Here is a 25,562-nt window from a genome sequence, read left to right on the forward strand (position 1 = left end):
TACCAAAATAAAGTCTGTAAGCAAAGGATTCTAAAGTGAAGATTTCTCCCGAAATTCTAAACCTGGTTCCCTATAAACCTGGCAAGCCGATTTCAGAAACGCAACGCGAATACGGTTTAACGACAGTTTATAAACTGGCAAGTAACGAAAATCCCCTGGGTCCCAGCCCTAAAGCCATGGAAGCGGTTAAAAGAGCTCTGGATCATCAAAATCTTTACCCAGATCCTTCTCACTATGAGCTATTGCAAACGCTTTCTAAAGAGTGGGGAGTTCCAACCAAACAATTGGCGATTGGCAACGGAAGTGATGAACTCATTGATCTATTAACTCGCATTTACTGTGAGCCCCAGGATGGCGTTTTGACGTCCGTAGCGGCTTTTAATGCTTACGAAGTCAGTGCTCCTGCCAACCGAGCGGTGATTCGTAAAGTTCCAATGAAAGAGGGCTATCGCTTTGATTTAGCAGCGATTGCTGAATATTTCTTCGCTCACCCTGAGCAAAATATTCGCCTTATCTTCGTTTCAAATCCGAACAATCCCACGGGAACTTATGCGCCCAAACAAGAGGTCGAAGCTTTCCTGGAAAAGCTGGGCAATCGCGATGATGTGATGATTATTTTTGACGAGGCTTATAACGAGTTTGTTCGTGCCTCTGATTATGTGTCTGCTCAAAAATACATCAGCACATATAAAAACCTGATCGTGCTACGTACTTTCTCTAAAATCTATGGTTTGGCGGGATTCCGCATTGGCGCCATGGTGGCTCCGCCGGAGGTTGTGGAGGTCTTTAACCGTGTGCGCAAACCGTTTAATGTCAACGATTTAGCGCAGGTCGCGGCAAATGCGGCTCTGCAAGATAAAGAATTTATTGAGCGTTCGCAGCAGATTTGCTGGAAAGGGCTTGATTACTTCTATAAGAAGTTAGAAGAATTAGGCCTGCCTTACATTCCATCTCAAGGGAACTTTGTCATGTTTGACACCCTTCGCGACGCCGCCAAGGTGAATGAAGCCTTGTTACGTCGTGGAATTATTATGAGACCGCTATTGAACTACGGGTTCAAGACGCATCTGCGTTTGAGTGTAGGCCTTGATCATGAAAACCAAGCGGCGATTGCAGCCTTGGCAGAAGTGCTCAAAGAAATACCGGCGCTGTCGTAAGACAACGCCCTAGTTGGAGAGTAAATGGGAATGGTTATTACGATTGATGGCCCTGCGGCCTCTGGGAAATCTTCTGTGAGTAGAGAACTTGCTCGTCGTTTGGGCTGGCAATGGGTTTCTACCGGAGCTTTCTATCGTGGTTTGGCCTTCGCCGCTCTTCAATTGCAAATCGATCTTGATGACGTGAAGTCATTAACAGACCTTACGCACAATCCGGTATGGAGCGTGCGTATGGAGCATGATCGCACGAAAGTTTTTTTCAAAGACCAAGATGTCACTGATTTGATTGCTCACGAAGACGTGGGTAATTTCGCTAGTAAAGTCAGTCACTATCCCGAAGTGCGCAAAGCTCTTTTGGAAGCACAAAGAAACTGCAGCAGTGGTCCCCAAGGTTTGGTGGCTGAAGGCCGTGATTGCGGAACTGTTGTTTTTCCTGAAGCGGAAGCCAAAGTTTATCTTACAGCGAACAGTGAACACCGCGCCGCTCGTCGTGCGGCTGAGTTGGGCCTTGCTCAAGACGATATGGTTAAAGCGCAGCAACAGCGTGACCATCAAGACTCTACTCGCAAAGTAGCTCCTATGACTGTTCCTGATGATGCGTTGGTGGTGGATACAACAGCTCTCAATCTTGAACAAGTCGTCGACAAAGTCGTCGAATACGTCAAAAATAAAATTTAACCAAAAGGTGCCAGGGGATTTCTGGCTTAGCGACGGCAGGATTCCAAAAGGATTTTTTTGCCGTTAGCGGGACCTTGCATAACAGTGTAATCCGTGAAGATGCCACGGCCTGTTTTATAATTCACTTCCAGCGATTGTTTCGCTGTGATCATACCCATTCTTTTTTTACTGCCTATGATGTGAAGACCGTCGCCATCATTTTTAAGCAATTGATTTTCGTGGTGAATGGCAATGACGGTGGGGCTTTCAGTTTTTTGCGCAGGTTCAACCGCGATATCACCAAAATCAGTTAAAGAAATATTGTAATCGCGACAGCTGACGACAACTTCGTTTGTTGCAGAGGCCGCACCGGCAAATGACATTGTCAGAAGGAATAAGCTTAAAGATTTGCGTGTCATAGAGGCCTCCGAAAAAACTGTACTTATCCACTATACAAGCTCTGTGCCCTGTCAGCTGACGTATAACGGGGGAAGGTTCCCGAAGTGACGCCCAAGGCCTGCACAGGCATGAAAAAAACTCAAAAACCCGCTCTGTTTTTAGTCAGTGCCCAGTTAAGAGTTTTGGAATTTAAACGGCCTTCTTTTTTAATAGTTCTATGAAAACACTTCGCGGAATTATTTTAGATGTGGATGGAACTTTGATTGATAGCAATCATGCTCACGCCGAATCCTGGGTTCGCGCCTTAGGGGAGTATGGCATTGTCACCACCTATGCCGAAGTCCGCGAAAAAATTGGAATGGGTGGAGACAACCTCTTGCCTGCGGTCAGTGATATCGAAGAAGACAGTAAAAAAGGAAAAAAGATTTCCCGTCGAAGATCCGAAATTTTTCAGATCGAGTATTTGCCTTATTTGAAACCCTTTAAAAAAACTCGTCAGTTGATTCAGTTCTTCCAGCAAGAAGGTGTGAAGATGGTCGTGGCAAGCTCATCTTCAAAGGAAGATTTGCAAGGCTTGCTTAAGATGGCTCACGTGGATGATCTTTTGCCACAAAGAACTTCAAAAGATGATGTCGAAGTTTCTAAGCCCGCACCTGATATTATCCAGGCCGCTTTAAAAAAACTGCAGATCCCGGCTTCCAATGCCGTGATGTTGGGCGATACGCCTTATGATATTATCGCCGCCAAAAAAGCGGGCGTCGAAACCATCGCGTTGACCTGTGGCGGCTGGAGCGCCAAAGATTTATCCGGAGCCGTGGCTATTTATCGCGACCCCGAAGACTTTTTGTGGCACTTGGAGAAAAACGGCCGTCCTGAAATCAGTGGTGATTCAAAACATCGTTGATCTTGTGCAGCAGGGCCGCACGATTTACGGGCTTGGTTAAATGCGCGTCGCAACCAGCGGCGATGGAATTGTCGATTTCTTCGGGCAGAGCGTGTGCCGTCAAAGCAATGATCGGCTTCTTGTAACCTTGCGCACGCAGACGTCGCGTGGCCTCAAGGCCGTCAAGACCCGGCATCTGCACGTCCATTAAAATCACGTCGAAGTTGTCTTGGAATGCCTTATCAATGACTTCATAACCGTTGACGGCGGATTCGACACGGAAGTGACTGTTTTTAAGGAAATGTCGGATCAAGAGTTCGTTGTCAGGCATGTCCTCTGCCAGCAGAATACTTTTTTCATGACCATCGACGACGATGGCGGGGTCAGGACTAGCTGCGTTTTTCTTCTCGGCTTCCTTAATTCCCTGCAAGTGATCTTCATCTTCGGAGGTGATGCTCAGAAGGAATGTGCTTCCTTTACCCAGTTCGCTCTTTTCTAGAATCAGATCTCCGCCTAACGATTTCGCGATATGGCGAGAAAGGATCAGACCCAGTCCCGTGCCACCGAACTTTCTGGCGATAGAGCTATCGGCCTGACTGAAGGGTTGAAAGAGTTTTTTCTGACCGTCGGTCGAAATGCCGACCCCAGTGTCTTCGACTTCGACGTAAAGAACGTTTTTGTCATAGATGTGCTCGGCTTTCAGGCGCAAGGTGATAACTCCTTTTTCGGAAAACTTAATGGAGTTCCCAATCAGATTCACTAAGATCTGTCTTAAGCGCAGTTGATCAGAACAAATTTTTTTCGGTAAAGAACTTTGTTTGATCACGTGGATTTGAATTTTCTTTTGCTCGGCTAACAGCCGCAAAGAACTGACAACTTCATCAATAAGTTCCGTAAAGCTGAATGCGGATTTTTCTATGGGGACTTTGCCGGCTTCAAATTTTGAAAGATCCAGAATATCATCAATCAGACGTAAAAGCTGACTGCCATTGGCTTGAATGCGCGACAAGTGTTCTTTCTGTTCGGCATTTAATGGTTCTGTGGAAAGAAGATCGGCAAATCCCAATATCGCATTCATAGGCGTGCGAATTTCGTGACTCATATTTGCTAAAAATTGCATCTTGGCTTGAGTTGCTGCTTGCGCCACTTCTTTCGCCTTTTTTTCTCGTTCAAAGGATTTATTTAATTCTGCGGTGCGATCTTCCACGCGCCGTTCAAGCTCGACCTGAGCTTGAATCAGCTTTTCTTCAATGGCTTTGCGATCGGTAATATCCTGAGTGGTACCCAGCATGCGTACGACATTACCCTCATTGTCTAAAAGAACACGTCCCCGACTTTGCACGAAGCGAGAAATCGTTTTTGCTGGAAGAATCTTATAGTCAATATCCAGATAGGATTTATGAATTAAACATTCTTTAAAGGCCACTTCGACTCGATGACGGTCTTCGGGGCTGACTAATCGAAAAATATCGTGAATGTTCACTATTGAGCCGATTTTTTCCATCGACAAAATGGCGTACATTTCATCTGATAGTGAAACCGAATTATCAATGGTATTCCAATCCCAACTTCCGACATGAGCAATGGCCTGAGCTTCTCGCAGCTGGGCTTCCCGAGTGCGGATCACTTCATCAGCTTCTTGTTCACGGCGAACTAAAATACGATCAAAGATAGAACCAGTCAGTGCGATGATTAATATCATGCAAGTCAGCCCACCCACCACATATGCCAATGTGTTAGTGCCTAAGACGGCCCCTGCAAAAGAGGGATAGTCGTGAAGATGTTCAAAAGTGGCGGCCTCCATACCTACATAGTGCATTCCAGAAACAGCGGCTCCCATCAACAAGCTTGCGAAGACGTGAAGGATGAAAGGGCTTTTTGAAGTTCTAAATTTTAAAGAAACTCCTAAAGCAGCGAAAGAAGCAATCGCCGCAATCACCACTGATAACGCCACCAAAGAATAATCCCAAATGATTCTTGCAGGCATGCGCATAGAGGCCATGCCAATGTAGTGCATACCCGCAATGGCCACCGCCATTACCAAGCCGCCAAGAATGATGGAATAAAGAGGAACTTTTTTTCGACTGATGATGAAGAATGCTAAGCCCGATGCACTGATCGCAACGACAATGGAAAGTATCGAAAGCCAGACGTCATAGGCCATCTCCATTCCCGGCATTTTCAAAGCTAACATGCCGATGAAATGCATGCTCCAAATGCCGATACCCATGACGATGGCACCGATCGAAAGCCAGTAAAGACTTGAGCGCCCCAAGGTTTGCTGTATGCGAAGAATAATATCCAGCGCGACGTAAGAAGCCATCGTGGCAACGACAATCGATAGGGCAATAAGTCCTGGACTCCAAACAGTTTGCATCTCCATATCCCCATACTAGCACTGGTACAAAAACGGGTTAGTGTTTTGTCTAATCACGGGTGTGTTTGTGTTAAAGTGCAATTCGTGACGACAGCCCTATTTTGATACAGGGAGGAGGGTGGATTTTTTGAAAAATGACCCGGATCATTTTCTTAGCAGATGACATAGCTGATCCTTCAGACAAGGAGTTATGTATGTCATCACTGAAGACGTTCACAATTGGAACACTGGCGATTCTAAGCCTCGCCGCTCAGGGGGCTTGGGCATCTGAAAACATCAAAGGGGAAGAAGTGGCCGTATTGACGGATGCGCCGGCTGTGCCACCTCCCATTCAAAGGAAGCACGCGACAAAAGTTATTGTTAATCTAGAAACTAAAGAAATTAAAATGAGACTGGCCGACGGAGTGGATTACACATTCTGGACATTCGGAGGCAAAGTTCCCGGTAAGTTCATTCGCATTCGCGAAGGGGACCATGTGGAGTTTCACCTGCACAATCATCCTTCCAGTAAATTACCCCATAATATCGATTTGCATGCGGTGACAGGGCAAGGTGGTGGAGCAGAGGGAAGTTTCACGGCTCCCGGTCACAGCTCGACTTTCAGCTTTAAGGCCTTGAATCCGGGCCTCTATGTTTATCACTGTGCGACAGCGCCAGTGGGTATGCATATCGCTAACGGAATGTATGGATTGATCTTGGTAGAACCCAAAGAGGGTTTACCCAAAGTGGATCGCGAGTTTTACGTCATGCAAAGTGAGTTCTACACTAAAGGCAAATATGGATCACCAGGCTTGCAGCCTTTCAGCATGGCCAAAGCCGTGGAAGAAAAAGCCGACTACGTGGTCTTTAACGGCAGTGTGGGCGCACTTGCCGGGGACAATGCGATGAAAGCTAAAACAGGCGAGACTGTACGCCTGTTTGTCGGTAATGGCGGTCCGAATCTGGTGTCTTCTTTCCACGTCATCGGCGAAATCTTCGACAAGGTTTATGTCGAAGGAGGTAAGCTGATTAATGAGAACGTGCAGACAACTTTGATTCCCGCTGGTGGTTCGGCCATCGTTGACTTTAAGATTCAAACTACAGGCACTTACATCCTCGTCGATCACTCGATTTTCAGAGCTTTCAACAAAGGAGCGTTGGGAATGTTGAAGGTCGAAGGGGATGCTGACAAAGACGTCTATTCTGGAAAAACTAAAGACGGAATTTACCTGCCTGAAGGCGGCGTCATCCAAGAGATCAGCACAAAAGAACCTAAGTTGATTCCCGCGAAAACTTTGGAAGACCGTATTGCTGCCGGCAAACGAATCTATGAGTCTTCATGCTTCGCCTGTCACCAAACGAATGGACAAGGTTTGCCAGGCGCATTCCCTCCATTGGCAAAATCGGACTACCTCAATAACAACAAAGAAAAGGCGATCTCGGCTGTAGTGAACGGACTTGAAGGAGAAATCAAGGTGAACGGCAAAGACTACAACTCTGTGATGCCAGCTCAGTTGTTGAGTGATGAAGAAGCAGCCAATGTTTTGACTTACGTCTATAGCGTCTGGGGAAATTCGAAAAAATCGGTTTCTCCTCAAGAAGTGAAAGCCGCAAGAAAGAAATAGGTGTCTTATGAAGCATTATCAAAGATGGATCCTTGCTGGAATGATGATAGTGCTTCCTTGTCTAGCGAAAGCTACGGACAGAGTTCTTATACCCGCCGGCGAATTCAAAATGCCGGCGGTCTTAAGCAAAAAAAGTATTCCGGTAAAAGCGTTTTATCTAGATCGCGATCCCGTCACGAATAAAGAATTTCTGGAATTTATAAAACTGAATCCTGAATGGGCTAAATCAAAAACTAAAAGAATTTTTGCCGACAAAAACTATCTGAATCATTGGAGCCATGATTTTTCTTACGAGGATTCTCGTTATGACAAGATGCCGGTGGTTCAAGTGAGTTGGTACGCAGCCCGCAGTTATTGCTTTTGGAAGGGCGGAAGGCTGCCAACGATTGCAGAGTGGGAATATGTCGCTCTTTTTCCTTTTCCAGGTGGTCCTCCACTTCAAAGCTTAATTTTAGAGTGGTATGGCAAGTCGTCAGAGTGGCCACTTCCTGCTGTTATGAGCGGGCGTGCGAACTCAGCAGGTATTTATGATTTACATGGACTTATCTGGGAGTGGGTCGAAGACTTTAACTCATCCCTTGTCACCGGTGAGTCCCGCGCGGATTCCGCTTTAGATAAGAATTTATTTTGTGGTGCCGGCAGTGCGGGCGCCGCAGATCCCTCAGACTATGCGGCCTTTATGCGCTATGCATTTCGCAGCAGCCTCAAGGCGGCCTATACAGTGCAGAACCTGGGATTTCGTTGTGCCCAGGATAAGGAGCCATTATGAAAAAATATATTTTACCTTTGCTACTCTTAGGGCTGTTGTCGGGAGCAGGTTTTCCCGATGATTCCATCTACAACTTAAATTCCGCATTTCTCAATGAACAAGGCAAAAGTGTCTCGCTCACGGACTTGCAGGGAAGTCCGGTTGTGATCTCGATGGCCTATACAGGGTGTGTCTACACCTGTCCGCTGATACTGGCACAAATGCAGAACATCGAGAAAGAAATGGATAAGCAAGGGCGCCCAGATGTTCGTTACCTGCTGATCAGTTTCGACCATGAACGCGATACGCCCGCGGTTCTGCAGAAATATCTAGCTGATAAAAAACTCAGTAAGAAATGGTCTTTATGGACAGCGAAGACAGATAAAGCCCCTCGTGAAGTCGCGAACGTCTTAGGCATTAAGTATAAAAAAATGGATGGAGGGGATTACGACCACTCATTCATTATTTCTGTATTGGATGACAAAGGCAGAATTAAATTTCAACAAACAGGCGCTGACGGTAAACCTGAAGAAATGGTGCTGGCTCTGAAAAAGTAAAGAGTTTTGATCGTGATCAAGGAAAGCAAGCTGTAAATGGGTTTAACTTAGAATCAAGGAGACATCATGAAAGAGTTTGTAATTGAAGCCCAAAAAATTCCACCGCAACAACGTCACAGTCACATCTTTGAGACCTTTGATAATTTGGAGGCGGGTGAAAGTATACTGATCGTCAACAATCACGATCCCGTCCCTCTGTTACGTCAATTCGAAGAAAACCGCAAAGAACAGTTTCAACCTGAGTACTTAGAAAAAGGACCTGAGACATGGAAACTGCGTCTGACGAAACTTAAAAAAGAAGGCTGTTGCGGTTTCTGTGGCGGCTAAGACAAAAGTTTTTCACACAAAATAAAAAGGCATCCGTCTTCTTTAGCGATATGCAGCTTCAATAGACGGATGTACTCGTTTTTTAAAGAAGCGAAAAAATCTTGATACAGCTTTTCTTCGGGGCGGTTCTTCAAAAAAAGAAGGGCTTGCGCCAGTTCATCACTTAAAACATGTTCACCCATGGGCATGCTTAAAGGATTGTGCTCATTCAACCAATCAAACTGCGGATAGGCATGGGGACGAGGTAAACCCTGACTATAAGCCTGCTTCAAGAGTTCTTGCGCCGCAGACTTCGGATTTAAGTCCAACTCCATGCCGCGAAAGTATGTGCACAAAGGACCGCCCTCTTGAAGGAGGGGATGGCTCGCAATCAAAGGAAAGAGCGCTTGTTCTTCTAAAGGGTGATGGATGTTTTCGACCAGTTTGATGATATCAAAAATATCTCTATCTTCAGAGATCATGTCCAGAAGCGTTTGATGCTGCTGACGAAGCTCTTCTAATATTTTTGCCATGGCGAATGTCCTCCAGAATCTGCGGATTCAATATTTCAATGTGTCTATCATCAGTGCGGATCCAACCGTGTTTTGTCCACTGGCTAAGGATACGAATCACCGTCTCGCTTTGAGCTCCGATGCGTTCGGCGATATCTAAGCGGGTTAATGGAATTTGCAGACGATAGCTGCCTAAAAGATCTTGTTTCTTTAAAAGTCGTATTAAAAGGTCCGCAACTCGAGTGGGAGTCAATTGATGAGAGATACAAATGTCGTTTTGTAATTCCAAAAATCTTTCAGAAATCTGTCGGTTTACCACACCCCGAATTTCGGGCATTTTCTTTAGCAAATCGTTATATACTGAAAGTGGCATGCTTATAAAAGTGCAGTCTTCAATGCATTGAACAGTTGCTGGATGCTGTGGAGTCGGCAAGCCCGCCATCGCTATTCCCAAATATTCTCCACGAGCTAGAAAATTAAAAATCTTTCGTTCCGAAGTGGAAACTGCATCATATACTCGCACCGAGCCGCACAGAAGAATGAAGATGTCGTTGATCTTGTCATTTTTGCGGTAAAGCACTTCGCGAGCAGAGTGGCGGACACATCTCATGAACGAAGCCCATTGCTTCAATTCAAGTTCTGAGGCTTTATTGAATCCATCCAATGATTTTAAACGTCGGACTATCTCATCCATAGTGTCTCCCTGTATTAAGGCTGACATTGATGTCCTGCTAACAACATGATCGGGATCAATATTTCTCAATTTTGATCTGGATCATGTTCTTTTTCTGCGAAGACATCCAATCTAGGAGGAGTCAGGAGTTCATTATGGAACAAAATCAACTAGATGCTTACCGAATTTTCTTTCCCGCGGGCTGGCTTTTATCAATCTGGGGTGTAGTTTTATGGGTTCTATTTCCTTGGAAGCTGGTCAACTATCCAGGTTTTAGTCATCCTGAGATTATGATGGGAGGATTCTTTCTGTGCTTTGTTTGCGGTTTTCTGATGACGGCCGTTCCTCGTTTCACAAATACTTTTGGTCCTACTCGGAGCGAACAAAATTTTTCACTTCTGGCAATCGCCGGACTATTTGCAAGCTTACTGATTCCTCAGAAAGCGGCTTTTTATGGGGCCGTCCTCTTCTGCCTTTTCTTTTTAGTTTTTTACAGCGCGCGCAGATTTCTTCAAAGAAAAAGCAATCCACCGGATTCTTTCATTTTCGTTGCTGCCGGTTTGCTTTCAGCCATCGCGGGAACTTTCATTCTATTTCTTGGAGAGTTCTTTAACGTTCCTTCAGAGTTGTATTTTTTGGGAAGAAGTCTTTTTCTGCAATGTTATATTATGTGTTTGATTTTGGGAGTTGGCTCAAGACTGATTCCAGCTTTACTCGGTTGGGCTCCACTCCCTACAGAGATGCATAAAACTTCGCGTCAGGGTTGGCTGTTTGTGGTACTTTCTTGCTTTTTTGTCCTGAGCTATTTTTGTGAAAGCCAGGGGCACATTTTAGGGGCAGCCCTTCTGAGAGCAGCGATCGTGACGCTGATTTGTTTTAAATTCTGGAAACTGCATAAGTTCCCACAAAGACAAGGCGTGCAGACTTGGGGATTGTGGATCTCTGGCTGGTCCTTGTTAGTGGCGTTTTGGGCCTTGGCCTTTTTACCGTCATTCCGCATTCATATTTTGCATATTGTTTATGTTTCTGGAATGGGGCTTATGACATTTATGATCGCGGTGCGTGTGATTCTTTCTCACGGTAAGCACGATATGATTTTAGAAAAAAGCTCCAAGCTTTTGGGGCTCGGAGCTTTCTTGCTTTTCTTTGCGGGGCTGACTCGTTTTTCTGCGGGACTGGCTCCGCATATTTACCAGTCCCATCTTTTGTACGCGGCGGTTACGTGGATTGCTGGAGCTCTGGTTTGGGGCTGGATGTTCCTGCCCAAGATTTATCATGTTGGGCCTTCACATGATAAAAGCGTTTAGCCGCTTCTTTCTGCCGAGCGGAACTAAACGAGGAGATCCTTTTCAAATACCCAATGACCCGTGTGGCATGATCGACGTTTTCGCTGCCACACTGAGAACAGTGATGCAGAGTGCGTTTGTCGATGGCTTCACACTCATTGCAAATCGTGATTTTCACATTCACGCACCAGTAATTGCATCCCGTTAAGGCCGCAGCATGGATCAATTTGTAAAATCCTTGAGCGGTTAGTTTTTCTTCAAGATTGAGATGCAAAGCGGATCCACCGTCAAGATACTCCATCATTTCTGCCCCATGCAGAATCATTTTATCAACAGCATTGACGTCGTCGTTTTCAACGACATAGAAATAAGAATTGTAGCATTCTCTGGAAGCGGCTAACCCGTCGGCGCGATCCCAGGCCGAATTTTTGACTCCTAGATTTTCTGCCGGAACAAACTCGGTATTGAACATATATCCATAAGTTTCACGCGCGGCACGGTTGGCATCAAAAATCGTTTTCAGCTGCTGTTTCAAGAAAGCTTTGTAACGAGCATTGTTAGAAACTTGATAGCCTAGATATTCTGCCGCTTCGACCATGCCATTAATACCGATTGTCAGAAATTGTTTATCGAGAGTGATAAATCCCGCAGAGTACGCCGTTAAAAGGCCGTGATCGAAATAGTCCTGCATTAATTTGCGATAAGCGACTTGGTACTTCTGAATTTTTTGAACCGCTTCAAGCAAATCCAAATTTTTTTGGACCAGACGATTCATATTCAAAGTGATCACATTGATAGAGCCTGTAGCAACGCCACCTGCTCCTAAAGAATAGCTAAAGGTGCGATCCGAGATCTCATTGCGCAAGCGACAGCAGCTGGCCAAGCTGTCGGCGGAGTCGCTCATGTACATAAAGAAACTATTGCCTTCGCTAAGCTCTTTGGCGCACATGTGGGCGAAGCTGGGATTCAAAGGTCCTTGTTCGCCGGTCAGCATCGCGGCGGTCACGACTGGAAAAGTTAATAGCGCCTTGGTTCTTTCTTGATTGAACCAACTCATGAAATGCGCTTGGAGTTTTTCCACCGTTTTCCAGCAAGGTCTGTCGCCGTCAGGGAATACGAAATCTTCGAAAAGAGATTTAAAGTAGGACTCATCATAAAGCGAGATATTCCAAAACACGGATTGGTAACCGCGCGCAGCTGCGGGTTGGTTTAAGGCATACACCACATGTTGCAGATGATTGTTAATAAGACGCGTGTGAGTTTCCAAATATTTGTCACCATAGTCTTTGCGCGCAAAATGGTCGAAATACATCAGCCACTCTACGGTCGCGACGGCTCCAGCAAATTGTGACGAGATGGCAAAGACCAGATTCACAAAACAGCCGCAGAAACTTTCCAGGTGTTGAGGGGCTTGGGATTCTCCTCCCAATTTCTTTAATCCATCCAGCAAGAGGGGGTACATAGAGATGGAGGCGCAATAGGGTTTCAGTGAGGTTTCGTCATGCACGTAAATTTCATGGGCTTCGATTTGACGGATGTATTCATCGGCAAGTTCCTTGCCGAAAAGAGCCTCAATTTTTTTGCGAACCAAGGCGCGATTGACTTGGATATTAATATCCTTATTCAGTTCTGATTCCATCGTCGCAATATTTTTATGAGTGACATTGGCATTGGCATCAAACTTTGATCCTTCGGCGGCGTTGGCGGCGCGAATGTAGTTTTCGATAAATTGAATTTTTGTGTTGAGCTGTTGCTCGTTCAGGCGAAGCATGTTGTCTCCTTGGTTGTTATCTTTGAAAAAGATGATTGAGTGTCTGTTGGGTTTTTAAATCGATAAATTTTTGATTGGTCGTCGGCGAGTTCAGCCCGCCCAGCTCGGCACGCCACGGACCGATTTTGAGGAAGTCCAAATGATCTTTAATAGATGAAGGAATGTCGTCTAATCCCGTATAAAGAGCTGTGAGCAATCCCTGCTGCTGACAATGAGTGAGCAACGAAATAAGGTCTTTCGCGTGCCATTCACCACCTAAGAAAAGAACGCAGGTGATTTTGTTTTTATAATCCGCCAAAAGCTGGTGCAGCAGGTCCATCGTGAGTGGAGAGCCTGTTTTTTCTGTCCAGAGTTCTGGAGAATGGCAGCCGGGGCATTTCAGGGGGCAGCCGCAAACGTAGAAGGCGAGGCTGATTTGATCGGGTACTTCTTGAAAGACGATGTCGTACTTGTAGATGTTCATGGTCACCTTCCGTAAAGAAAGGATAGGCCTTAGAATTTTACGATCACTGCATATTGTTCAAAAATATGATTAACATCACTGTATCTAGTGATGCTTATGACAACAGTTGGATTTGCTTGTGGTTCATCTTAATTTTTCCTTCGCTTTCAAGTTCGGCCAAAGCGCGGGAAAAAGTTTCCGGACGAAGTCCCAACATCAAAGCCACATCGTGTTTCTTACCGTCTAGCTTTATGACGGGTGTCTTTTGTTGCTCTTGCAGACGTCCTAAATGAAGCCACACGCGATCCTTCGCAGACGGGGTGTTGATGTTTTCAATAACCACATCCAGATTGTTCATCCATTTAATCAGTGAACCTACGACGGCTTGATACAAAGACAGATTGGACTGAATGATATTTTGAAATTCTTTTTTAGGAAGGAACATGACTTCGGTATTTTCATTTGCGACAAAAGTGTCACCGTGGCGGTCTTGACCCAAGACACTGCCTTCACCAAAAGTTTTTCCTTCTCCGAGAATTTGTAAGACGATTTCTTTTCCTGAAGGAGAAAGCTTAGAAATTTTCACAGACCCGCTAGTTATAAGATAAAGACCATTGATCTCTTCACCGGCTTCAAAGACGAGCGAATTTTTCGCGAACTTTTTTTTCTTCATAAAAGAAAGTAAATCCGAGATCACTTTTTCTTCCTGCGAAGAACAGATGGGGCAATTCAGTTTATTTGCTTCACTCATAAAAGTCTCCTTCACGGGTGCCGGACCCCTACCTTATCAATTTCTATTGTGAATAGAAATTGATAAGAAGGGCCTGATAACTAATTGAGTGAATCTACCAACCTGGGTGGAGGTCATCTCAAATAAGGTTCAGATAAAAGTAAAGCTTTCGCTGATAAAGCCGTGGTGTAAGCTGAAGACCGCCAAACGACGGGGTAGCGTGCGATAAAAGTGGCGGCATAAAATACTTGTCCAGCCCAATAAGTTCGTCCTCCGGAATCTTTCTGTGCTTGAGAAAGTAAAAAGCGAACGCCTCTGTTTACGCGTGCGCGATGCAGTTCATTTTCGGAGTCACCCAGAAGGATGAGTGTATTAAGAGCCCACGCCGTTGAGTGAATATAATCCGGTCGTGCTAAAAAGCTGTTGCGCCAAGAGCCGTCTTTGCGCTGTTTGCTGATAATATAATTAATCAACCTCTCTTTTGATGGTTCTAGGCAAGACACTCCCGATTGAAGAGCCGTTGCCATGGTGTAGGGCAGAGCATAGTAGCTGGGATAGTACATTCCACAGAAGTAAAATTGCTTGTTCCTGACAACACGATTCAGATGATCGCAACTAGCCCGGTATCCCGGGCCTGAAGTTTTTTGTGCGAGATTCAGAAGTTTTAAAACATTGCCGTTCACCACGCAGTCCACGTCATTAAAGTTAAACGGAATTCGGGTCCCGCGGTGAGGAGCTGCAAAAATATTTCGAGGCATCTCGGGATTTTTCTCATCCCACAACCAAGTTAAAAACGCGCCGGTTTTAAACTGTCCCTGAGCTGCGTTGTAAGCATGAGGCACACGGTTTAAATCGCGCGCGTAAGAAAAAGCATTTATCACTTGCGATGGAAGATCGGGGGAGGCGCGATTTTCGATCATGTCCCGATAGCGCATCAATGTGTAGGACACGGAAGTCGTATCTGCATCGGGCGGAATGTTCGCAAAACCTTTCCACTGCGGCGCCAAATACATATATCGCGGTTGCCGAACTCGGACGCCCTTGAAAGTCGCCGGAGGATAAAAGTTGAACAAAGATCCCCAATAATATTTTTGAAAGCCGTCGATGGTTTTATCGATCATCGGTGGAATCAATGTGTAGCGTGAGTCGTGCAGATAAATTTCTGCCAACACGTTGGCGACGGAAGAGGCGACAAAGGCTGTAGGCTCTTCAAACGGGACATTGAACTTACCGACACCGATCGCGCTAGGTACATAGGACGTCACACGCGCTCGCCACTGTCCTAAATCGTAACCATCGTTCCCGGTTGTCTGATAGTGCTCGATAAACTCCAAAGCAGATGAAATCTGTTTGTCAAAATAAGGACGAGCGTGCGCGCTCAGTGAAACGAATAATAACAAGATTCCAATTAAGCTTCCCTGCACAAGGCCTCCTGATTTGAAATATGCTTTTCAAAAACAGAGGCTTTGTCAGGAAAAAGAGCTTCTTCTTGCTGGCAAACAACCGCGGAATCGGGACATTCTAAAAGGACTCACTCGCCGGAAGTGGCGCATGGGTAGCGGATTTTTCGGGAAATTTAGGCGGGGGATTCAAATTTGCGAACGGCGGAAGCTGCTTCAAATGCAATACATTCGTTTTAAGCCCCCTCTCGACAGGACCCCATTTGCCGCCCTTAACAGAGTGCGCAAAACCTTTGACTTTCGCCCCCTTAGCTCGCTAAACCATTGATTCGCCCAAAAGAGGTGAAGAAAGGTTACGGGTAGGATCCCAGAGGTTCTACTACGTGGGAGGTTTACAAAAACTAATATGACAAAACAATTAAACAAAGCCGAGCTTGAAAAACAGAAAGTTCTAGCTTTCTTGGATGCTGAAGACGCTAAGGTTCCAGCAAATCCTGGTATCTTGAATGCGAAAGCAGATAAAGGTGACTTCGAAAATCTATTTGAAGCATCTATGAAAGAGCAAGACTTCAAAGTCGGCGACGTTGTTACTGGTACAGTAGTCGAAGTTCAGTCTGACTACGTTCTAGTTGACATCAACTACAAGTCTGAAGGTTTGATCGCTATCAATGAATTCCGTATTGTTGACGGTGTTCGTGAAGTGAAAGCTGGAGACAAAGTAGAAGTTTTGATCGACCGTATCGAAAACGAAAACGGCATGATCGTTCTTTCTAAAGACAAAGCTGACATGCTTCGCGCATGGACTGATATCTCTAAAGCAGCTGAGAACGAAGAAGTTATCGAAGGTACTGTTGTTGCTAAAGTTAAAGGCGGCTTGAGCGTTGATATCGGCGTTAAAGCATTCTTGCCTGGATCTCAAATCGATCTACGCCCTGTTCGCAACATGGACGTTTACCTTGGTAAGAAATTTAAATTCAAAGTTATCAAATTCAATAAGAAACGTGGCAACATCGTTCTTTCTCGCCGCGCTCTTCTTGAAGAAGAACGTGACAGTCTCCGTTCACAAACTCTTGATACTATGGCGGAAGGTTCTATCGTTACTGGTGTTGTTAAAAACATCACTGACTACGGAGCATTCATCGACCTTGGTGGCATGGACGGATTGTTGCACATCACAGACATGTCTTGGGGCCGCGTAAAACATCCTTCAGAAATGTTGAATGTTGGCGACGAAATCCAAGTTAAAGTTCTTAAATACGACAAAGAAAAAGAACGCGTTTCTTTGGGCATGAAGCAATTGACTTCTGATCCTTGGGAATCTGTTAAAGCTTCTTATCCTCCAGGCACTAAGCTTAAAGGAAAAGTTGTATCTTTGGCTGAATACGGTGCATTCGTTGAACTTGGCGAAGGTATCGAAGGTTTGATCCACGTTTCTGAAATGTCTTGGACTAAACGTGTGAAACATCCTTCTCAAATCGTAAACGTTGGTGACGAAGTTGAAGTTGTTGTACTTGAAGTAGACACTGAAAACCGTCGCATCAGCTTGGGTATGAAACAGCTTCAAACAAATCCTTGGGTTGAAATGAAGGAATCTTATCCTCCAGGAACAATCATTGAGGGTGAAGTTAAGTCTGTAACTGACTTCGGTATCTTCATCGGTATTGAAGAAGGTATTGACGGTCTAGTTCATATCTCTGACTTCTCTTGGACTAAACGCGTAAATCACCCAAGTGAGATGTTCACTAAAGGTCAAAAAGTACGCGCGGTTGTTCTAGGTGTAGACATCGAGAACGAAAGATTCTCTTTGGGTATCAAACAACTTGAGTCTGATCCTTGGTCTAACATCGAGAACAAATACGCTATCGGTACACAACACGACGTTAAAGTAACTAAAACAGCTGATTTTGGTGCTTTCGTTGAGCTTGAGTCTGATATCGAAGGTTTGATCCACATTTCTGAACTTACAACTGACAAAATCAACTCAGTTGAAGACTTCATTAAGCCAGGTCAAACTGTAAAAGCTGAAGTGATCTCTATCGACAAAGATGCTCGTAAGATCGGTTTGTCAGCTAAGCTTGTTAAACTTCGCGAAGCAAAAGCGGACGTTGACGATTACGTTAAAAAAGCGACTGCAACATCTAAGTCTACTTTCGGTGACTTGTTTGCTGACCAGTTGAAAAACGTAAAAACTGACAAGCAATAGTCTGGGCGCATACCGCCGAGGCGTTGACTAAAAAGTCATAAAGAGGGACCCTAAACAGGTCCCTCTTTCTTTTTCGGGACGTCGGAACGGGAGCGCATCATGAAGGGCAGTTTCTTTAAAAAGCTTGTTATCATTTTTCTAGTTTTTGTCGGTATCGGAGCTCTACTAAAAATGAGCATGGATTCTTTCGGAGAATCCGAAAAGAAAGTCCTTTCCCAAAACTCCATTCTTCACCTTGAAATGAACGGTGTGATTCTGAATGGGAAAAAGTTCCTTAAAAATCTTAAGAAATACAAAGACGACGACAAAGTTAAAGCGATCCTGATCTCTATCAATTCTCCGGGTGGATCTGTGGGTCCTTCTCAAGAAATCTTTGCCGAGATCAAACGCGCGCGTGAAGAACTTAAAAAACCGGTGATCTGCGTGACGACGGGAGTGATGGCCAGCGGAGCTTATTACTCAGCGGTCGCTTGCGACAAAATCGTTGTGGCCCCAGGGGCCTTGATCGGTTCCATCGGTGTGATCATGGAATTTGCAAACATCGAAAAGCTTTACGACTGGGCGAAGATTTCTCGTTACTCTATCACTTCGGGAAAGTTCAAAGACTCCGGCGCTGAGTACAGAGCGATGCGTGAAGACGAAAGAGCTCTTTTCCAAAGCATGATTGATGAAGTCTATGGTCAGTTCAAAGCGACGGTGGCTAAAGAGCGCAATCTTAAAGAAGACGTCGTCAGTGAATATGCAGATGGTCGGGTGTTCACCGGTGCCACTGCTGTGAAAATGGGTTTTGCCGATCAAGTAGGTTTCTTTGAAGATGCCGTTAAATTGGCGGCGGAAACAGCGAAGCTAGGTGATGACTTTGATGTTTTCGAAATTCCCAAAAAACGTATGAGCATTTTTGATCTTGGTGGCGGTGACTCTGAAGATGACTTAAACAGTCTTTCTGAATACGCCGACCTTCTTAAAGGAAAATCCTTCGGCCCAGATATGGAAGGCGCAATGAAATACATCCTGCGCGCGAAATATCTGAATCAGCCGTTGTTATTGATGCCTGGTTACTGGGAGTAATCGGTGGCTAAAAAGGCAAAAAAGAAAGCATCAGCAAAACCCAAGGTCGGTAAGAAGACTGCAAAGGCAGCGACCGGTAAAATGCAGATCGGAAAAGACGTTTGGCCTTTAGAGCGCGACGTTCTTTTTCGTCCTGACCGCATGAAGTACGTGCGTAAGCTGATCAAGCCGGAAGGTTGTGTTTTCTGTAAAGCCGCAAAAGACGACCCCTCTTTTGACACTCTTTGTGTTTATCAAACAGAGCATTCCATGGTGGTGCTTAACAAATTCCCCTACAACAGTGGGCATCTTTTAGTTCTGCCTCGCCGTCATTGCGGGGATCTTCTGCAATTGTCAGAAGAAGAGTTTCGCGATTTGCAAGACACCATTCGTTTGGCCATGAAAGCTCTGAATGATGCTTACGAACCGGGTGGAATAAACTTGGGTTTGAATCACGGGGCTGTGGCCGGCGCGGGAATTCCTGAACATCTTCATTATCATTTGATCCCGCGTTGGGCCGGGGATCTTAATTTCTTTCCGCTCATCGCAGAGACCAAAGTCTTGGTTGAAAGTCTGGAGCAGACCTACGATAAGCTTTCGGGTATTTTAAGAAAATATGAATAGAGGCGTGACCTTCCAAACAGCTCCCCTCACTCCTGCAGTGAAGTGGTTGCTGATCATCAATGTGGCTATCTGGTTTGTTTTCCAAGTGATTATGGAAGGCTTCTTGCGCGTTCCATTCACTTCTTTGTTCGGTCTTTTCCCGGGCAAGGTTCTTTTCGAATTCCAGATCTGGCAATTAGGTACCTACATGTTCCTGCACTCTTTGCAGGTGACGCACATCCTTTTCAATATGCTGATGCTTTGGTTCTTCGGAGCCGAGCTTGAACAGCGCTGGGGCACAAAGTTCTTCCTGATCTATTACTTCACTTCGGGTATCGGGGCCGCCATTCTTTATTGCTTAGGCATCTGGATCTACGCTTTGACGACAGGGTCCCAAACGGGCTTGATCGTTCCGGTTGTGGGAGCTTCGGGCGCCGTCTTCGGTCTTTTGTTAGCTCAAGGGATCATCTTCGGCGAGCGCATTGTTTACTTCTTTATGCTTTTCCCGATGAAGACTCGCTACTTCGTGGCTTTGATGGGTCTTGTTCAATTAGCCTCCATGATGACTTCAAGTGTCAGCGGGGGAGAGGTCGCTTACCTGGCTCACTTGGGTGGTTTGGTTTCGGGTTATCTGTGCCTTAAATTCAAGGGCTGGTTTGACCGTAATGAGTGGAAAAAGAAGTCCAAAGCCAAAGGCCGCAACCTGCGCCTGGTGGTTGATAACGAAAAGAACGATAAGCCGCCCAAATACTGGAATTAACGGGAAAAAGGTACTTGGTGCCTTTTTCCGAGGCTGGACTCGTCGCGCGAAGTGCGCTATAAAAGGTTTTCGCACAAAAAGGGGTACGCAATGTCATTGGCTCAAGCTAATAAAAATTTGAAGTTCGACAAACGATTGACTGAGAGAAACTTGAACGTTGGTGAAATGTCGAAAGAAGAATTGCAAAAGCACCTAGAGTCTCTTCCTGATCTTGCACACAACGTAGAAAAATTCACGATCGACGGTAAGAACACATCGTCTTCTGACGAATCTCACTAAGATCTTTTAAAGACTTAGACTTAAAAAGCCTCGCGAAATGCGGGGCTTTTTTTATTTTAAGGGGCCGTCATATTCAAAGCAGCGGCGATCTTGTTTCGTAAGATTTCTTTTTCAGCCGGCGTAGGTTCTTCACCCCATTTTTTAATAAAGTCGGCTTCGGCACTTTTATATGCTTGATCGAATTGCTCACGCTTGATTTGAGTCACGGCATTTTCTGCCTGTCGACCGATTTCTTGAATTTGTTGAATCGTCTGATCGACGTGACGATTGTGATAGTCTTGAATTTGTTCGTAGCCATTATGTACGTTGAGAGCAAAGAGGACGCCGAAGATCACGCGGCCGTAAACCTTTTTAAAAGTATTATAAGCGTCGATGTGACTTTGTGAGCGTAAAGCGACGCGGGCTTCTTCGGCATGAGTCTTAAAACCGTCACGGATGATTTTGTACATCAGCTCAGGTGGAACTTCCGCATTCTTCAGTGAAGGCAGAGCTAGGGGAATACGCAGCCATTCAAAGGTGCGATGCTGAAGCAAAGTCCAAAGTTTATCTAAGCTTTTGCGGGCGATACCGACGTCACGCGGATCGCGAACTTCAAGCCAGGTCTTTAATAAGCCCTCTTGCAAAAGTTTTTCTTTGATCAGCATGACGGTAGACTCTTCTAAGCGCTGATCTTTGTTTTGACGAATCCAACGATCGACGACATCTTTTTTTCCGAAAAGGACAGTGCCCAGTTCGATCGCATATCTTTCCAAAGCTTTGTCTGAAGCAAAGTTTTGCAGATCCGTATTGTTAACGAGTTTGCGCAATTTGCGACGACGAAACCACGAGAAATCTTTTCCGATTTCTTCAACGGAGTGAGAGCCTTTCGTTAGGAATTTATTATTAGCTAAGTCAATCTGCTGAATAACTTCTAAGACGGTCGGAAGAAACACAGACTCGCAACGAGGAGCAGCCTGGGCCAGGTTGCCCCAGCTCAGGCCTAGAAAAATCACCACGCTTAAGAAGCGAGTCATCAAAAGCATTTTTGAACTACTCCAAGTTAACAGCCGCTGCCATCAAAGAAAGGCGAGTGGCTTTGATTTCCGCAATGACTTTTTCAGCATCTGAATCTGAAAGACCGCCCAGAACTTGACCCAAGTTACCCGCGCTCATCACAAGAGGTCCGACTAAAAGAGCTTTCGATTCTCTTTGGGTCATACCGTAAACTGTGATTGCGACACCCGCGGCCTGCGCGATTTGTGAAATCAATTTGTTTTGAGAAATGGAATCTTCGCTATTCGTGTATTCATTCAATGACTGACGAACCGTTGTTAAAGAAGAGTTGAGTTGTTTAAGAACGGCTGAAGTTTGTTTGTCAGCCACAGTGATCGCAGATTGAACTTGAGTCTCTGCTAGCTTCAATTGTTCTTCTAAAGCTTTGGTGTCTACGTCTGTTTTGCGCGCTTGACCGATCACACCCAATCCTGCGGAAGATAAAGAGATCACTGCTGACAAGGCTCCCGTAAGGTAACCATTAATCGCCTGACCACCCGTACCTTTTTTAATTGTCAAAGCAGCAATAGCTGACAAGCCCAAACCAACAGCGGCCCCAGCGATAGCGGTGCCATTAGCGAAAGTGCCACGTGATTCACGTTTTTCAATCGCCGCTTGCGCTTCGCCTAAAGCTTTATCCAAGCTCTGGATCTCCGCTTTCAAGGCTCTTACGTTTTCTTGAGCAATACGGATTTGTTCATCACCAATACCTGCCGTGCGATCTTGCGCCATAGCCGCGCTTTGCAGGCCGATAATACCAGCAACAGTTAACGAAATAATTTTAGATGACATGGGTTCTCTCCTTTTGGGTTCCTAAGGAGCAAGGGGTGTACCGAATTAATTGAGATATATTTGAATTCGCCGTTTCAGACTGAGACAGCATCTAGGATTGAAACAAAGAGCGGCAGGGGATTTTAAAAAGTTCGACAGGTTTACTGCTGAACTTGGTTGGCTTGAGCTGTCATCGAGTTGTCGCGAGCAATCGCTGCAGCGACTTTCTCTTGGCTGAACGGCGCCCACTCTTCACGGATGATTTTGTAAGAGTCGCCAGATTTCAACGCGTAAATAGTTTTTACACCGTAATCGACGTGTTTGTCAGATTCATAGCGCTGCAAAGTCTTCACTAACAACTGATCGTTGTGCTGGACGATGTAGGGTTGTGAAAGATGAACTTTGATGTATTCGTACTTCGATTTCAAGTTGGCTTTATGGTTTTTCCAAGTGTTGAAGTTAAAACCCGGAGCTTTAAAGTCTTGATCATAAAAGCTCATGTATTTTTCAATGTCTTGGTTTTCCCAAGACTTGCGCCACTCTTCCACGAATGCGCTCAACTCAGTACGACGTTTTTCGTGTTCACTTTTTGGAAGGTAGTTGACGTGATCAAAAATCAAGATAGGTGTTTCGCGAAGTTTAACGTAATCGGCAAGTTTCTTGATAACGTCATTACGAACCACCACGCAACCACGAGAACCGCGAGTCAAAGGAACTGAATCGGGGATAGCATGAAGCCAAATGCCAGATCCAGTTTTCTTTTGTCGTTGGTCAAAAAGATTTGGATAGTTCGTGGTGAAAGCCAAGCCGCCGTAAAGACTGAAAGGGATTTGAGGTTGAGTCAAACGCTGCTCAAGAAAGTAAATACCTTCGGGAGTTTTGTGATCGTCGCGTTTGGTTTTATTTCCACCCATTTTTCCGATGTCTGCAGGGAACTCTTCAACTTTTTTGATTTCAGCGCCGTTACGCTCGAAGACTGAAAGCTTGCGCTTTTCTTTGTCGACCAGAAATACATAGCGTGAAAATGCCTCTGTCTCTGAAATTTGCAGCAAAGAAGCTGGGAAAAGATCCGCCTCGTTTTGAGAAGACGGCGCGACAGATTGGCCCGCCATCACTGGCAGACTGAAAAAAGATAATGCGCATCCCGCGAGAAAAAGTCTCATAGTTCCATTATGAGTGAACTAGACGTGTTCTTGTCAAGTGTAGGTCCACATATGTCCAAAGCTTAGACGTTTTCCCTGAAATTTTCTTACAAGAATTAAGGTCTTGCTCGTTAAGACCTTGGCCTGTTTCACCGATAAACTAAATGTAATTATTCATGAGGGTTTTAAATGGCAGAAGCACAAGCACAGGCTGCGGCTCCTAAGAAGAATGTCGGCAAACTACTACAGATAGTGTTTGCGGTGGTGAATCTGGGAGTGATGGGTGGAGGCGCCTACATGGTGTACGCCTCGACTATGGGATGGGAAAGTCCTTCTATTTCAGAAGAACAAGCTGAACGCGAATTGGCTTCCATTCATGATTCTGGCGATACAACTCCGCTTGTGTACACGATGGATAAGTTCACTGTGAATTTGGGTGGCGAACCCAAACGCACGATTCGCTTAGAAGTGAATTTGCAAATGTTAGGTAAAGAAGGTTTCGAAGAAGTGATGGAGCCGGAAAACCGCGCCAAAGCTCGTGACCGCATTGTTCGCTTGTTGAATGATAACAGCTTCAGTGACCTGGATAGCATTCAAGGGAAGTTGTTTTTGAAAGACAAAATCGCCGGCGAGGTGAATGGCATTCTTCATCGCGGTGTTGTTAAAGACGTTTTCTTTTCTGATTTCGTTGTGCAATAAAGCACAGCTTTCTTTCACCGGGCTCGTCGCCCGGAACAAAGTCTAAATAGTCCTGAAAGATCGTTGAATTCAAAGCCCTCCAGTTTCAAACTAGGGCTTATTGTACATTCAACGAAAGAAGCAATTATGACACGTTTTACGACCTTGCTTTTCGGACTTCTGATGTCCGCGTCTGCCTTTGCCGTGGACCCCATGCCAAATCAAAAACCAGAGATCAAAGAGCCGTTGGGCACCATCAAGGGATGGGCAACACAGAATGATCTGAAGATCTCTTTGCCCGTCACAAAATTTGTTTTGGAAAACGGCCTGACGGTTTTGCTTCTTGAGGATCATGCAGTTCCGATGGTCAGCTATCACACATGGTATCGTGTGGGCTCTCGCGATGAGTATCCAGGTGTGACAGGCGCGGCGCACATGCTTGAGCACATGATGTTTAAGGGGGCTAAGAAATACGATGGCAAATCTTTTGATCGTATTTTCCACGAAAACGGCATCACCAACAATGCCTTCACCACAAATGATTACACGGGTTTTTACGAAAATCTTCCCAGCTCGAAATTAGAGTTGGTAATGGATATGGAAGTGGACCGTATGAGTTCCCTTCTTATCAGTCCCGACGATTTAAAAAGTGAAAAAGAAGTCGTTGCCGAAGAGCGCCGTTGGAGAGTGGACAACAATCCTATGGGCCTTCTTCGCGAATTGATGATGGGCACGCTTTTCAAAGTCCATCCTTATAAATGGCCCGTGATTGGATATATGAAAGACATCGCTGCTTATGATTCTGATAAGCTGCGCTTCTTTTATAACACTTACTATGTTCCAAACAACGCAGTCCTAGTGATCGTGGGTGATTTCAAAACTTCCAAAGTAAAAAGCTTGATCGAAAAATATTATGGCAAGCTTCCAAAGCGCGATCTTCCTGAAACAAAAAAAGTGGAAGAACCTCCACAAAAAGTTCAGCAGAATGCGACTTTAAGAAAGGACGTACAGAACAGTTCTTTTGTGGTCGCTTATCGCAGCCCTCGTCAAGGCGAGGCGGACATGTATGCCTTGGATTTAGCAGCAAACATTTTGGGTTACGGAACTTCCAGCCGTCTTCATAAAAGATTGGTCTATCAAAAACAAATCGCTACATCGGCCTACGCATACAACTATGCGATGAAAGATGCCGGGATTATGGGGTTTGGCGTCAGCTTGAAACCGGGCCAGGGAACGCAAGAGGCTTTAGATATTGTCTATAACGAAATTTGGAAACTGAGAAATCAAAAAGTTTCTGACAAAGAACTCGAAAAAGCTAAAACCCAAGTTATGAAAGACCTTGTTGACGGTTTGAAAACTATGGACGGGAAAGCTCGTTCATTAGCTGTGAACGAAATCGTGACGGGATCCTATGAAAGTCTTTTCACGGATCTTGAGAAATACCAAGCCGTGACTACAGACGATATTCAAAAAGCCGCAGAAAAATACACGCAGCAAACTCAGCGTTCGATCATCACTTTAGAACCTAAGGCAAAAAAGGAATAA

The 25,562-nt window shown here is 45.2% G+C and carries 26 protein-coding genes; 15 read left to right on the forward strand and 11 right to left on the reverse strand.

Annotation, left to right across the window (positions count from 1 at the left end; genetic code table 11):
• Positions 1-35: 35 nt before the first annotated feature.
• Together hisC and cmk are read left to right on the forward strand one after the other, a co-directional pair.
• Complete coding sequence (gene hisC, locus ACLWBD_RS04540; protein ID WP_413569716.1) at positions 36-1,157, forward strand: histidinol-phosphate transaminase; 1,122 nt, start codon at positions 36-38, stop codon at positions 1,155-1,157.
• 24 nt (positions 1,158-1,181) lie between these two features.
• Positions 1,182-1,835, forward strand: coding sequence for a (d)CMP kinase (cmk, locus tag ACLWBD_RS04545; RefSeq protein ID WP_413569717.1), 654 nt, complete (start codon positions 1,182-1,184; stop codon positions 1,833-1,835).
• Between the two features lie 26 nt (positions 1,836-1,861).
• Here cmk and ACLWBD_RS04550 read toward each other — a convergent pair whose 3' ends face one another.
• On the reverse strand, positions 1,862-2,233 hold the full coding sequence (locus ACLWBD_RS04550; RefSeq protein ID WP_413569719.1) for a hypothetical protein: 372 nt from the start codon (positions 2,231-2,233) through the stop codon (positions 1,862-1,864).
• 197 nt (positions 2,234-2,430) lie between these two features.
• On the opposite strand from ACLWBD_RS04550, the gene ACLWBD_RS04555 reads away from it, so the two are divergent.
• On the forward strand, positions 2,431-3,117 hold the full coding sequence (locus ACLWBD_RS04555; protein WP_413569721.1) for an HAD family hydrolase: 687 nt from the start codon (positions 2,431-2,433) through the stop codon (positions 3,115-3,117).
• On the opposite strand, the gene ACLWBD_RS04560 is transcribed toward ACLWBD_RS04555, so the two are convergent.
• Positions 3,092-5,479: an MHYT domain-containing protein gene (locus ACLWBD_RS04560; protein ID WP_413569723.1), complete on the reverse strand. Its 2,388-nt coding sequence runs from the start codon at positions 5,477-5,479 to the stop codon at positions 3,092-3,094. The genes ACLWBD_RS04555 and ACLWBD_RS04560 overlap by 26 nt on opposite strands.
• 188 nt (positions 5,480-5,667) lie before the next feature.
• Here ACLWBD_RS04560 and nirK point away from each other — a divergent pair, with 188 nt between their 5' ends.
• The 4 genes from nirK (at position 5,668) to ACLWBD_RS04580 (ending at position 8,709) form a co-directional block, all read left to right on the forward strand.
• Positions 5,668-7,077, forward strand: a complete 1,410-nt coding sequence (nirK, locus tag ACLWBD_RS04565; protein WP_413569724.1) for a copper-containing nitrite reductase — start codon at positions 5,668-5,670, stop codon at positions 7,075-7,077.
• 7 nt (positions 7,078-7,084) lie between these two features.
• Positions 7,085-7,846 carry a formylglycine-generating enzyme family protein gene (locus tag ACLWBD_RS04570; RefSeq protein WP_413569726.1) on the forward strand — a complete coding sequence of 254 codons (762 nt, stop codon included), beginning with the start codon at positions 7,085-7,087 and terminating at the stop codon, positions 7,844-7,846.
• Positions 7,843-8,382 (forward strand): SCO family protein, encoded by a 540-nt coding sequence (locus ACLWBD_RS04575; RefSeq protein WP_063208900.1) that lies wholly within the window; start codon positions 7,843-7,845, stop codon positions 8,380-8,382. Before ACLWBD_RS04570 ends, ACLWBD_RS04575 begins: the two co-directional genes overlap by 4 nt.
• Before the next feature lie 66 nt (positions 8,383-8,448).
• Complete coding sequence (locus ACLWBD_RS04580; RefSeq protein WP_063208902.1) at positions 8,449-8,709, forward strand: DUF2249 domain-containing protein; 261 nt, start codon at positions 8,449-8,451, stop codon at positions 8,707-8,709.
• On the opposite strand, the gene ACLWBD_RS04585 is transcribed toward ACLWBD_RS04580, so the two are convergent.
• Positions 8,706-9,221, reverse strand: a complete 516-nt coding sequence (locus tag ACLWBD_RS04585) for a hypothetical protein (RefSeq protein ID WP_253696889.1) — start codon at positions 9,219-9,221, stop codon at positions 8,706-8,708. The genes ACLWBD_RS04580 and ACLWBD_RS04585 overlap by 4 nt on opposite strands.
• Entirely contained in the window at positions 9,160-9,894 is a 735-nt protein-coding gene (locus ACLWBD_RS04590; protein WP_413569729.1) for a Crp/Fnr family transcriptional regulator, read from the reverse strand. The genes ACLWBD_RS04585 and ACLWBD_RS04590 overlap by 62 nt, the downstream gene beginning before the upstream one ends.
• Before the next feature lie 134 nt (positions 9,895-10,028).
• On the opposite strand from ACLWBD_RS04590, the gene ACLWBD_RS04595 reads away from it, so the two are divergent.
• Entirely contained in the window at positions 10,029-11,180 is a 1,152-nt protein-coding gene (locus ACLWBD_RS04595) for an NnrS family protein (RefSeq protein WP_413569730.1), read from the forward strand.
• Here the strand turns inward: ACLWBD_RS04595 and nrdD are convergent.
• The 4 genes from nrdD to ACLWBD_RS04615 all read right to left on the reverse strand — a co-directional run bounded on the left by nrdD (position 11,092) and on the right by ACLWBD_RS04615 (position 15,526).
• The gene (gene nrdD / locus ACLWBD_RS04600) at positions 11,092-12,930 is read right to left on the reverse strand and encodes an anaerobic ribonucleoside-triphosphate reductase (RefSeq protein WP_413569732.1); all 1,839 of its coding nucleotides are present in this window, start codon (positions 12,928-12,930) and stop codon (positions 11,092-11,094) included. The two genes, ACLWBD_RS04595 and nrdD, sit on opposite strands and share 89 nt — an antisense overlap.
• 16 nt (positions 12,931-12,946) lie before the next feature.
• Complete coding sequence (gene nrdG / locus ACLWBD_RS04605; RefSeq protein ID WP_063208912.1) at positions 12,947-13,393, reverse strand: anaerobic ribonucleoside-triphosphate reductase activating protein; 447 nt, start codon at positions 13,391-13,393, stop codon at positions 12,947-12,949.
• Between the two features lie 94 nt (positions 13,394-13,487).
• Positions 13,488-14,123 (reverse strand): Crp/Fnr family transcriptional regulator, encoded by a 636-nt coding sequence (locus ACLWBD_RS04610; protein WP_063208914.1) that lies wholly within the window; start codon positions 14,121-14,123, stop codon positions 13,488-13,490.
• A gap of 113 nt (positions 14,124-14,236) precedes the next feature.
• Positions 14,237-15,526, reverse strand: coding sequence for a prenyltransferase/squalene oxidase repeat-containing protein (locus tag ACLWBD_RS04615; RefSeq protein ID WP_413569733.1), 1,290 nt, complete (start codon positions 15,524-15,526; stop codon positions 14,237-14,239).
• A 382-nt stretch (positions 15,527-15,908) separates the two neighbouring features.
• Here ACLWBD_RS04615 and ACLWBD_RS04620 point away from each other — a divergent pair, with 382 nt between their 5' ends.
• The 5 genes from ACLWBD_RS04620 to ACLWBD_RS04640 all read left to right on the forward strand — a co-directional run bounded on the left by ACLWBD_RS04620 (position 15,909) and on the right by ACLWBD_RS04640 (position 20,394).
• Complete coding sequence (locus ACLWBD_RS04620) at positions 15,909-17,705, forward strand: 30S ribosomal protein S1 (protein WP_172795317.1); 1,797 nt, start codon at positions 15,909-15,911, stop codon at positions 17,703-17,705.
• Between the two features lie 99 nt (positions 17,706-17,804).
• A complete protein-coding gene (gene sppA / locus ACLWBD_RS04625; protein ID WP_413569735.1) occupies positions 17,805-18,773 on the forward strand; it encodes a signal peptide peptidase SppA in 969 nt (322 codons plus the stop codon).
• A 3-nt stretch (positions 18,774-18,776) separates the two neighbouring features.
• On the forward strand, positions 18,777-19,376 hold the full coding sequence (locus ACLWBD_RS04630; protein WP_253696891.1) for an HIT family protein: 600 nt from the start codon (positions 18,777-18,779) through the stop codon (positions 19,374-19,376).
• On the forward strand, positions 19,369-20,115 hold the full coding sequence (locus ACLWBD_RS04635; protein ID WP_253696892.1) for a rhomboid family intramembrane serine protease: 747 nt from the start codon (positions 19,369-19,371) through the stop codon (positions 20,113-20,115). The genes ACLWBD_RS04630 and ACLWBD_RS04635 overlap by 8 nt, the downstream gene beginning before the upstream one ends.
• Positions 20,116-20,205: 90 nt before the next feature.
• Positions 20,206-20,394 carry a hypothetical protein gene (locus ACLWBD_RS04640; protein WP_063208920.1) on the forward strand — a complete coding sequence of 63 codons (189 nt, stop codon included), beginning with the start codon at positions 20,206-20,208 and terminating at the stop codon, positions 20,392-20,394.
• Positions 20,395-20,450: 56 nt separating this feature from the next.
• Here the strand turns inward: ACLWBD_RS04640 and ACLWBD_RS04645 are convergent, their stop codons facing one another.
• The 3 genes from ACLWBD_RS04645 to ACLWBD_RS04655 all read right to left on the reverse strand — a co-directional run bounded on the left by ACLWBD_RS04645 (position 20,451) and on the right by ACLWBD_RS04655 (position 23,360).
• Positions 20,451-21,416, reverse strand: a complete 966-nt coding sequence (locus tag ACLWBD_RS04645) for a hypothetical protein (protein WP_413569739.1) — start codon at positions 21,414-21,416, stop codon at positions 20,451-20,453.
• Between the two features lie 7 nt (positions 21,417-21,423).
• Positions 21,424-22,218 carry a hypothetical protein gene (locus tag ACLWBD_RS04650; protein ID WP_413569741.1) on the reverse strand — a complete coding sequence of 265 codons (795 nt, stop codon included), beginning with the start codon at positions 22,216-22,218 and terminating at the stop codon, positions 21,424-21,426.
• Between the two features lie 140 nt (positions 22,219-22,358).
• A complete protein-coding gene (locus ACLWBD_RS04655) occupies positions 22,359-23,360 on the reverse strand; it encodes a L,D-transpeptidase family protein (protein ID WP_063243510.1) in 1,002 nt (333 codons plus the stop codon).
• A gap of 168 nt (positions 23,361-23,528) precedes the next feature.
• Here ACLWBD_RS04655 and fliL point away from each other — a divergent pair, with 168 nt between their 5' ends.
• Entirely contained in the window at positions 23,529-24,038 is a 510-nt protein-coding gene (fliL, locus tag ACLWBD_RS04660; RefSeq protein ID WP_413569742.1) for a flagellar basal body-associated protein FliL, read from the forward strand.
• Positions 24,039-24,164: 126 nt separating this feature from the next.
• Complete coding sequence (locus ACLWBD_RS04665; RefSeq protein WP_413569744.1) at positions 24,165-25,562, forward strand: M16 family metallopeptidase; 1,398 nt, start codon at positions 24,165-24,167, stop codon at positions 25,560-25,562.

It is taken from the genome of Bdellovibrio sp. HCB117, from assembly GCF_047305915.1.
GTDB classification, from domain to species: Bacteria; Bdellovibrionota; Bdellovibrionia; order Bdellovibrionales; family Bdellovibrionaceae; genus Bdellovibrio; species Bdellovibrio bacteriovorus_B.

Bases quoted from the DNA above. Each gene is read 5' to 3' on its own strand.
- cmk (WP_413569717.1), top strand. From the start codon at position 1,182: ATGGGAATGGTTATTACGATTGATGGCCCTGCGGCCTCTGGGAAATCT.
- ACLWBD_RS04550 (WP_413569719.1), bottom strand. From the start codon at position 2,233: ATGACACGCAAATCTTTAAGCTTATTCCTTCTGACAATGTCATTTGCC.
- ACLWBD_RS04555 (WP_413569721.1), top strand. From the start codon at position 2,431: ATGAAAACACTTCGCGGAATTATTTTAGATGTGGATGGAACTTTGATT.
- ACLWBD_RS04560 (WP_413569723.1), bottom strand. From the start codon at position 5,479: ATGGAGATGCAAACTGTTTGGAGTCCAGGACTTATTGCCCTATCGATT.
- nirK (WP_413569724.1), top strand. From the start codon at position 5,668: ATGTCATCACTGAAGACGTTCACAATTGGAACACTGGCGATTCTAAGC.
- ACLWBD_RS04570 (WP_413569726.1), top strand. From the start codon at position 7,085: ATGAAGCATTATCAAAGATGGATCCTTGCTGGAATGATGATAGTGCTT.
- ACLWBD_RS04575 (WP_063208900.1), top strand. From the start codon at position 7,843: ATGAAAAAATATATTTTACCTTTGCTACTCTTAGGGCTGTTGTCGGGA.
- ACLWBD_RS04580 (WP_063208902.1), top strand. From the start codon at position 8,449: ATGAAAGAGTTTGTAATTGAAGCCCAAAAAATTCCACCGCAACAACGT.
- ACLWBD_RS04585 (WP_253696889.1), bottom strand. From the start codon at position 9,221: ATGGCAAAAATATTAGAAGAGCTTCGTCAGCAGCATCAAACGCTTCTG.
- ACLWBD_RS04590 (WP_413569729.1), bottom strand. From the start codon at position 9,894: ATGGATGAGATAGTCCGACGTTTAAAATCATTGGATGGATTCAATAAA.
- ACLWBD_RS04595 (WP_413569730.1), top strand. From the start codon at position 10,029: ATGGAACAAAATCAACTAGATGCTTACCGAATTTTCTTTCCCGCGGGC.
- nrdD (WP_413569732.1), bottom strand. From the start codon at position 12,930: ATGCTTCGCCTGAACGAGCAACAGCTCAACACAAAAATTCAATTTATC.
- nrdG (WP_063208912.1), bottom strand. From the start codon at position 13,393: ATGAACATCTACAAGTACGACATCGTCTTTCAAGAAGTACCCGATCAA.
- ACLWBD_RS04610 (WP_063208914.1), bottom strand. From the start codon at position 14,123: ATGAGTGAAGCAAATAAACTGAATTGCCCCATCTGTTCTTCGCAGGAA.
- ACLWBD_RS04620 (WP_172795317.1), top strand. From the start codon at position 15,909: ATGACAAAACAATTAAACAAAGCCGAGCTTGAAAAACAGAAAGTTCTA.
- sppA (WP_413569735.1), top strand. From the start codon at position 17,805: ATGAAGGGCAGTTTCTTTAAAAAGCTTGTTATCATTTTTCTAGTTTTT.
- ACLWBD_RS04635 (WP_253696892.1), top strand. From the start codon at position 19,369: ATGAATAGAGGCGTGACCTTCCAAACAGCTCCCCTCACTCCTGCAGTG.
- ACLWBD_RS04640 (WP_063208920.1), top strand. From the start codon at position 20,206: ATGTCATTGGCTCAAGCTAATAAAAATTTGAAGTTCGACAAACGATTG.
- ACLWBD_RS04645 (WP_413569739.1), bottom strand. From the start codon at position 21,416: ATGCTTTTGATGACTCGCTTCTTAAGCGTGGTGATTTTTCTAGGCCTG.
- ACLWBD_RS04650 (WP_413569741.1), bottom strand. From the start codon at position 22,218: ATGTCATCTAAAATTATTTCGTTAACTGTTGCTGGTATTATCGGCCTG.
- ACLWBD_RS04655 (WP_063243510.1), bottom strand. From the start codon at position 23,360: ATGAGACTTTTTCTCGCGGGATGCGCATTATCTTTTTTCAGTCTGCCA.
- fliL (WP_413569742.1), top strand. From the start codon at position 23,529: ATGGCAGAAGCACAAGCACAGGCTGCGGCTCCTAAGAAGAATGTCGGC.
- ACLWBD_RS04665 (WP_413569744.1), top strand. From the start codon at position 24,165: ATGACACGTTTTACGACCTTGCTTTTCGGACTTCTGATGTCCGCGTCT.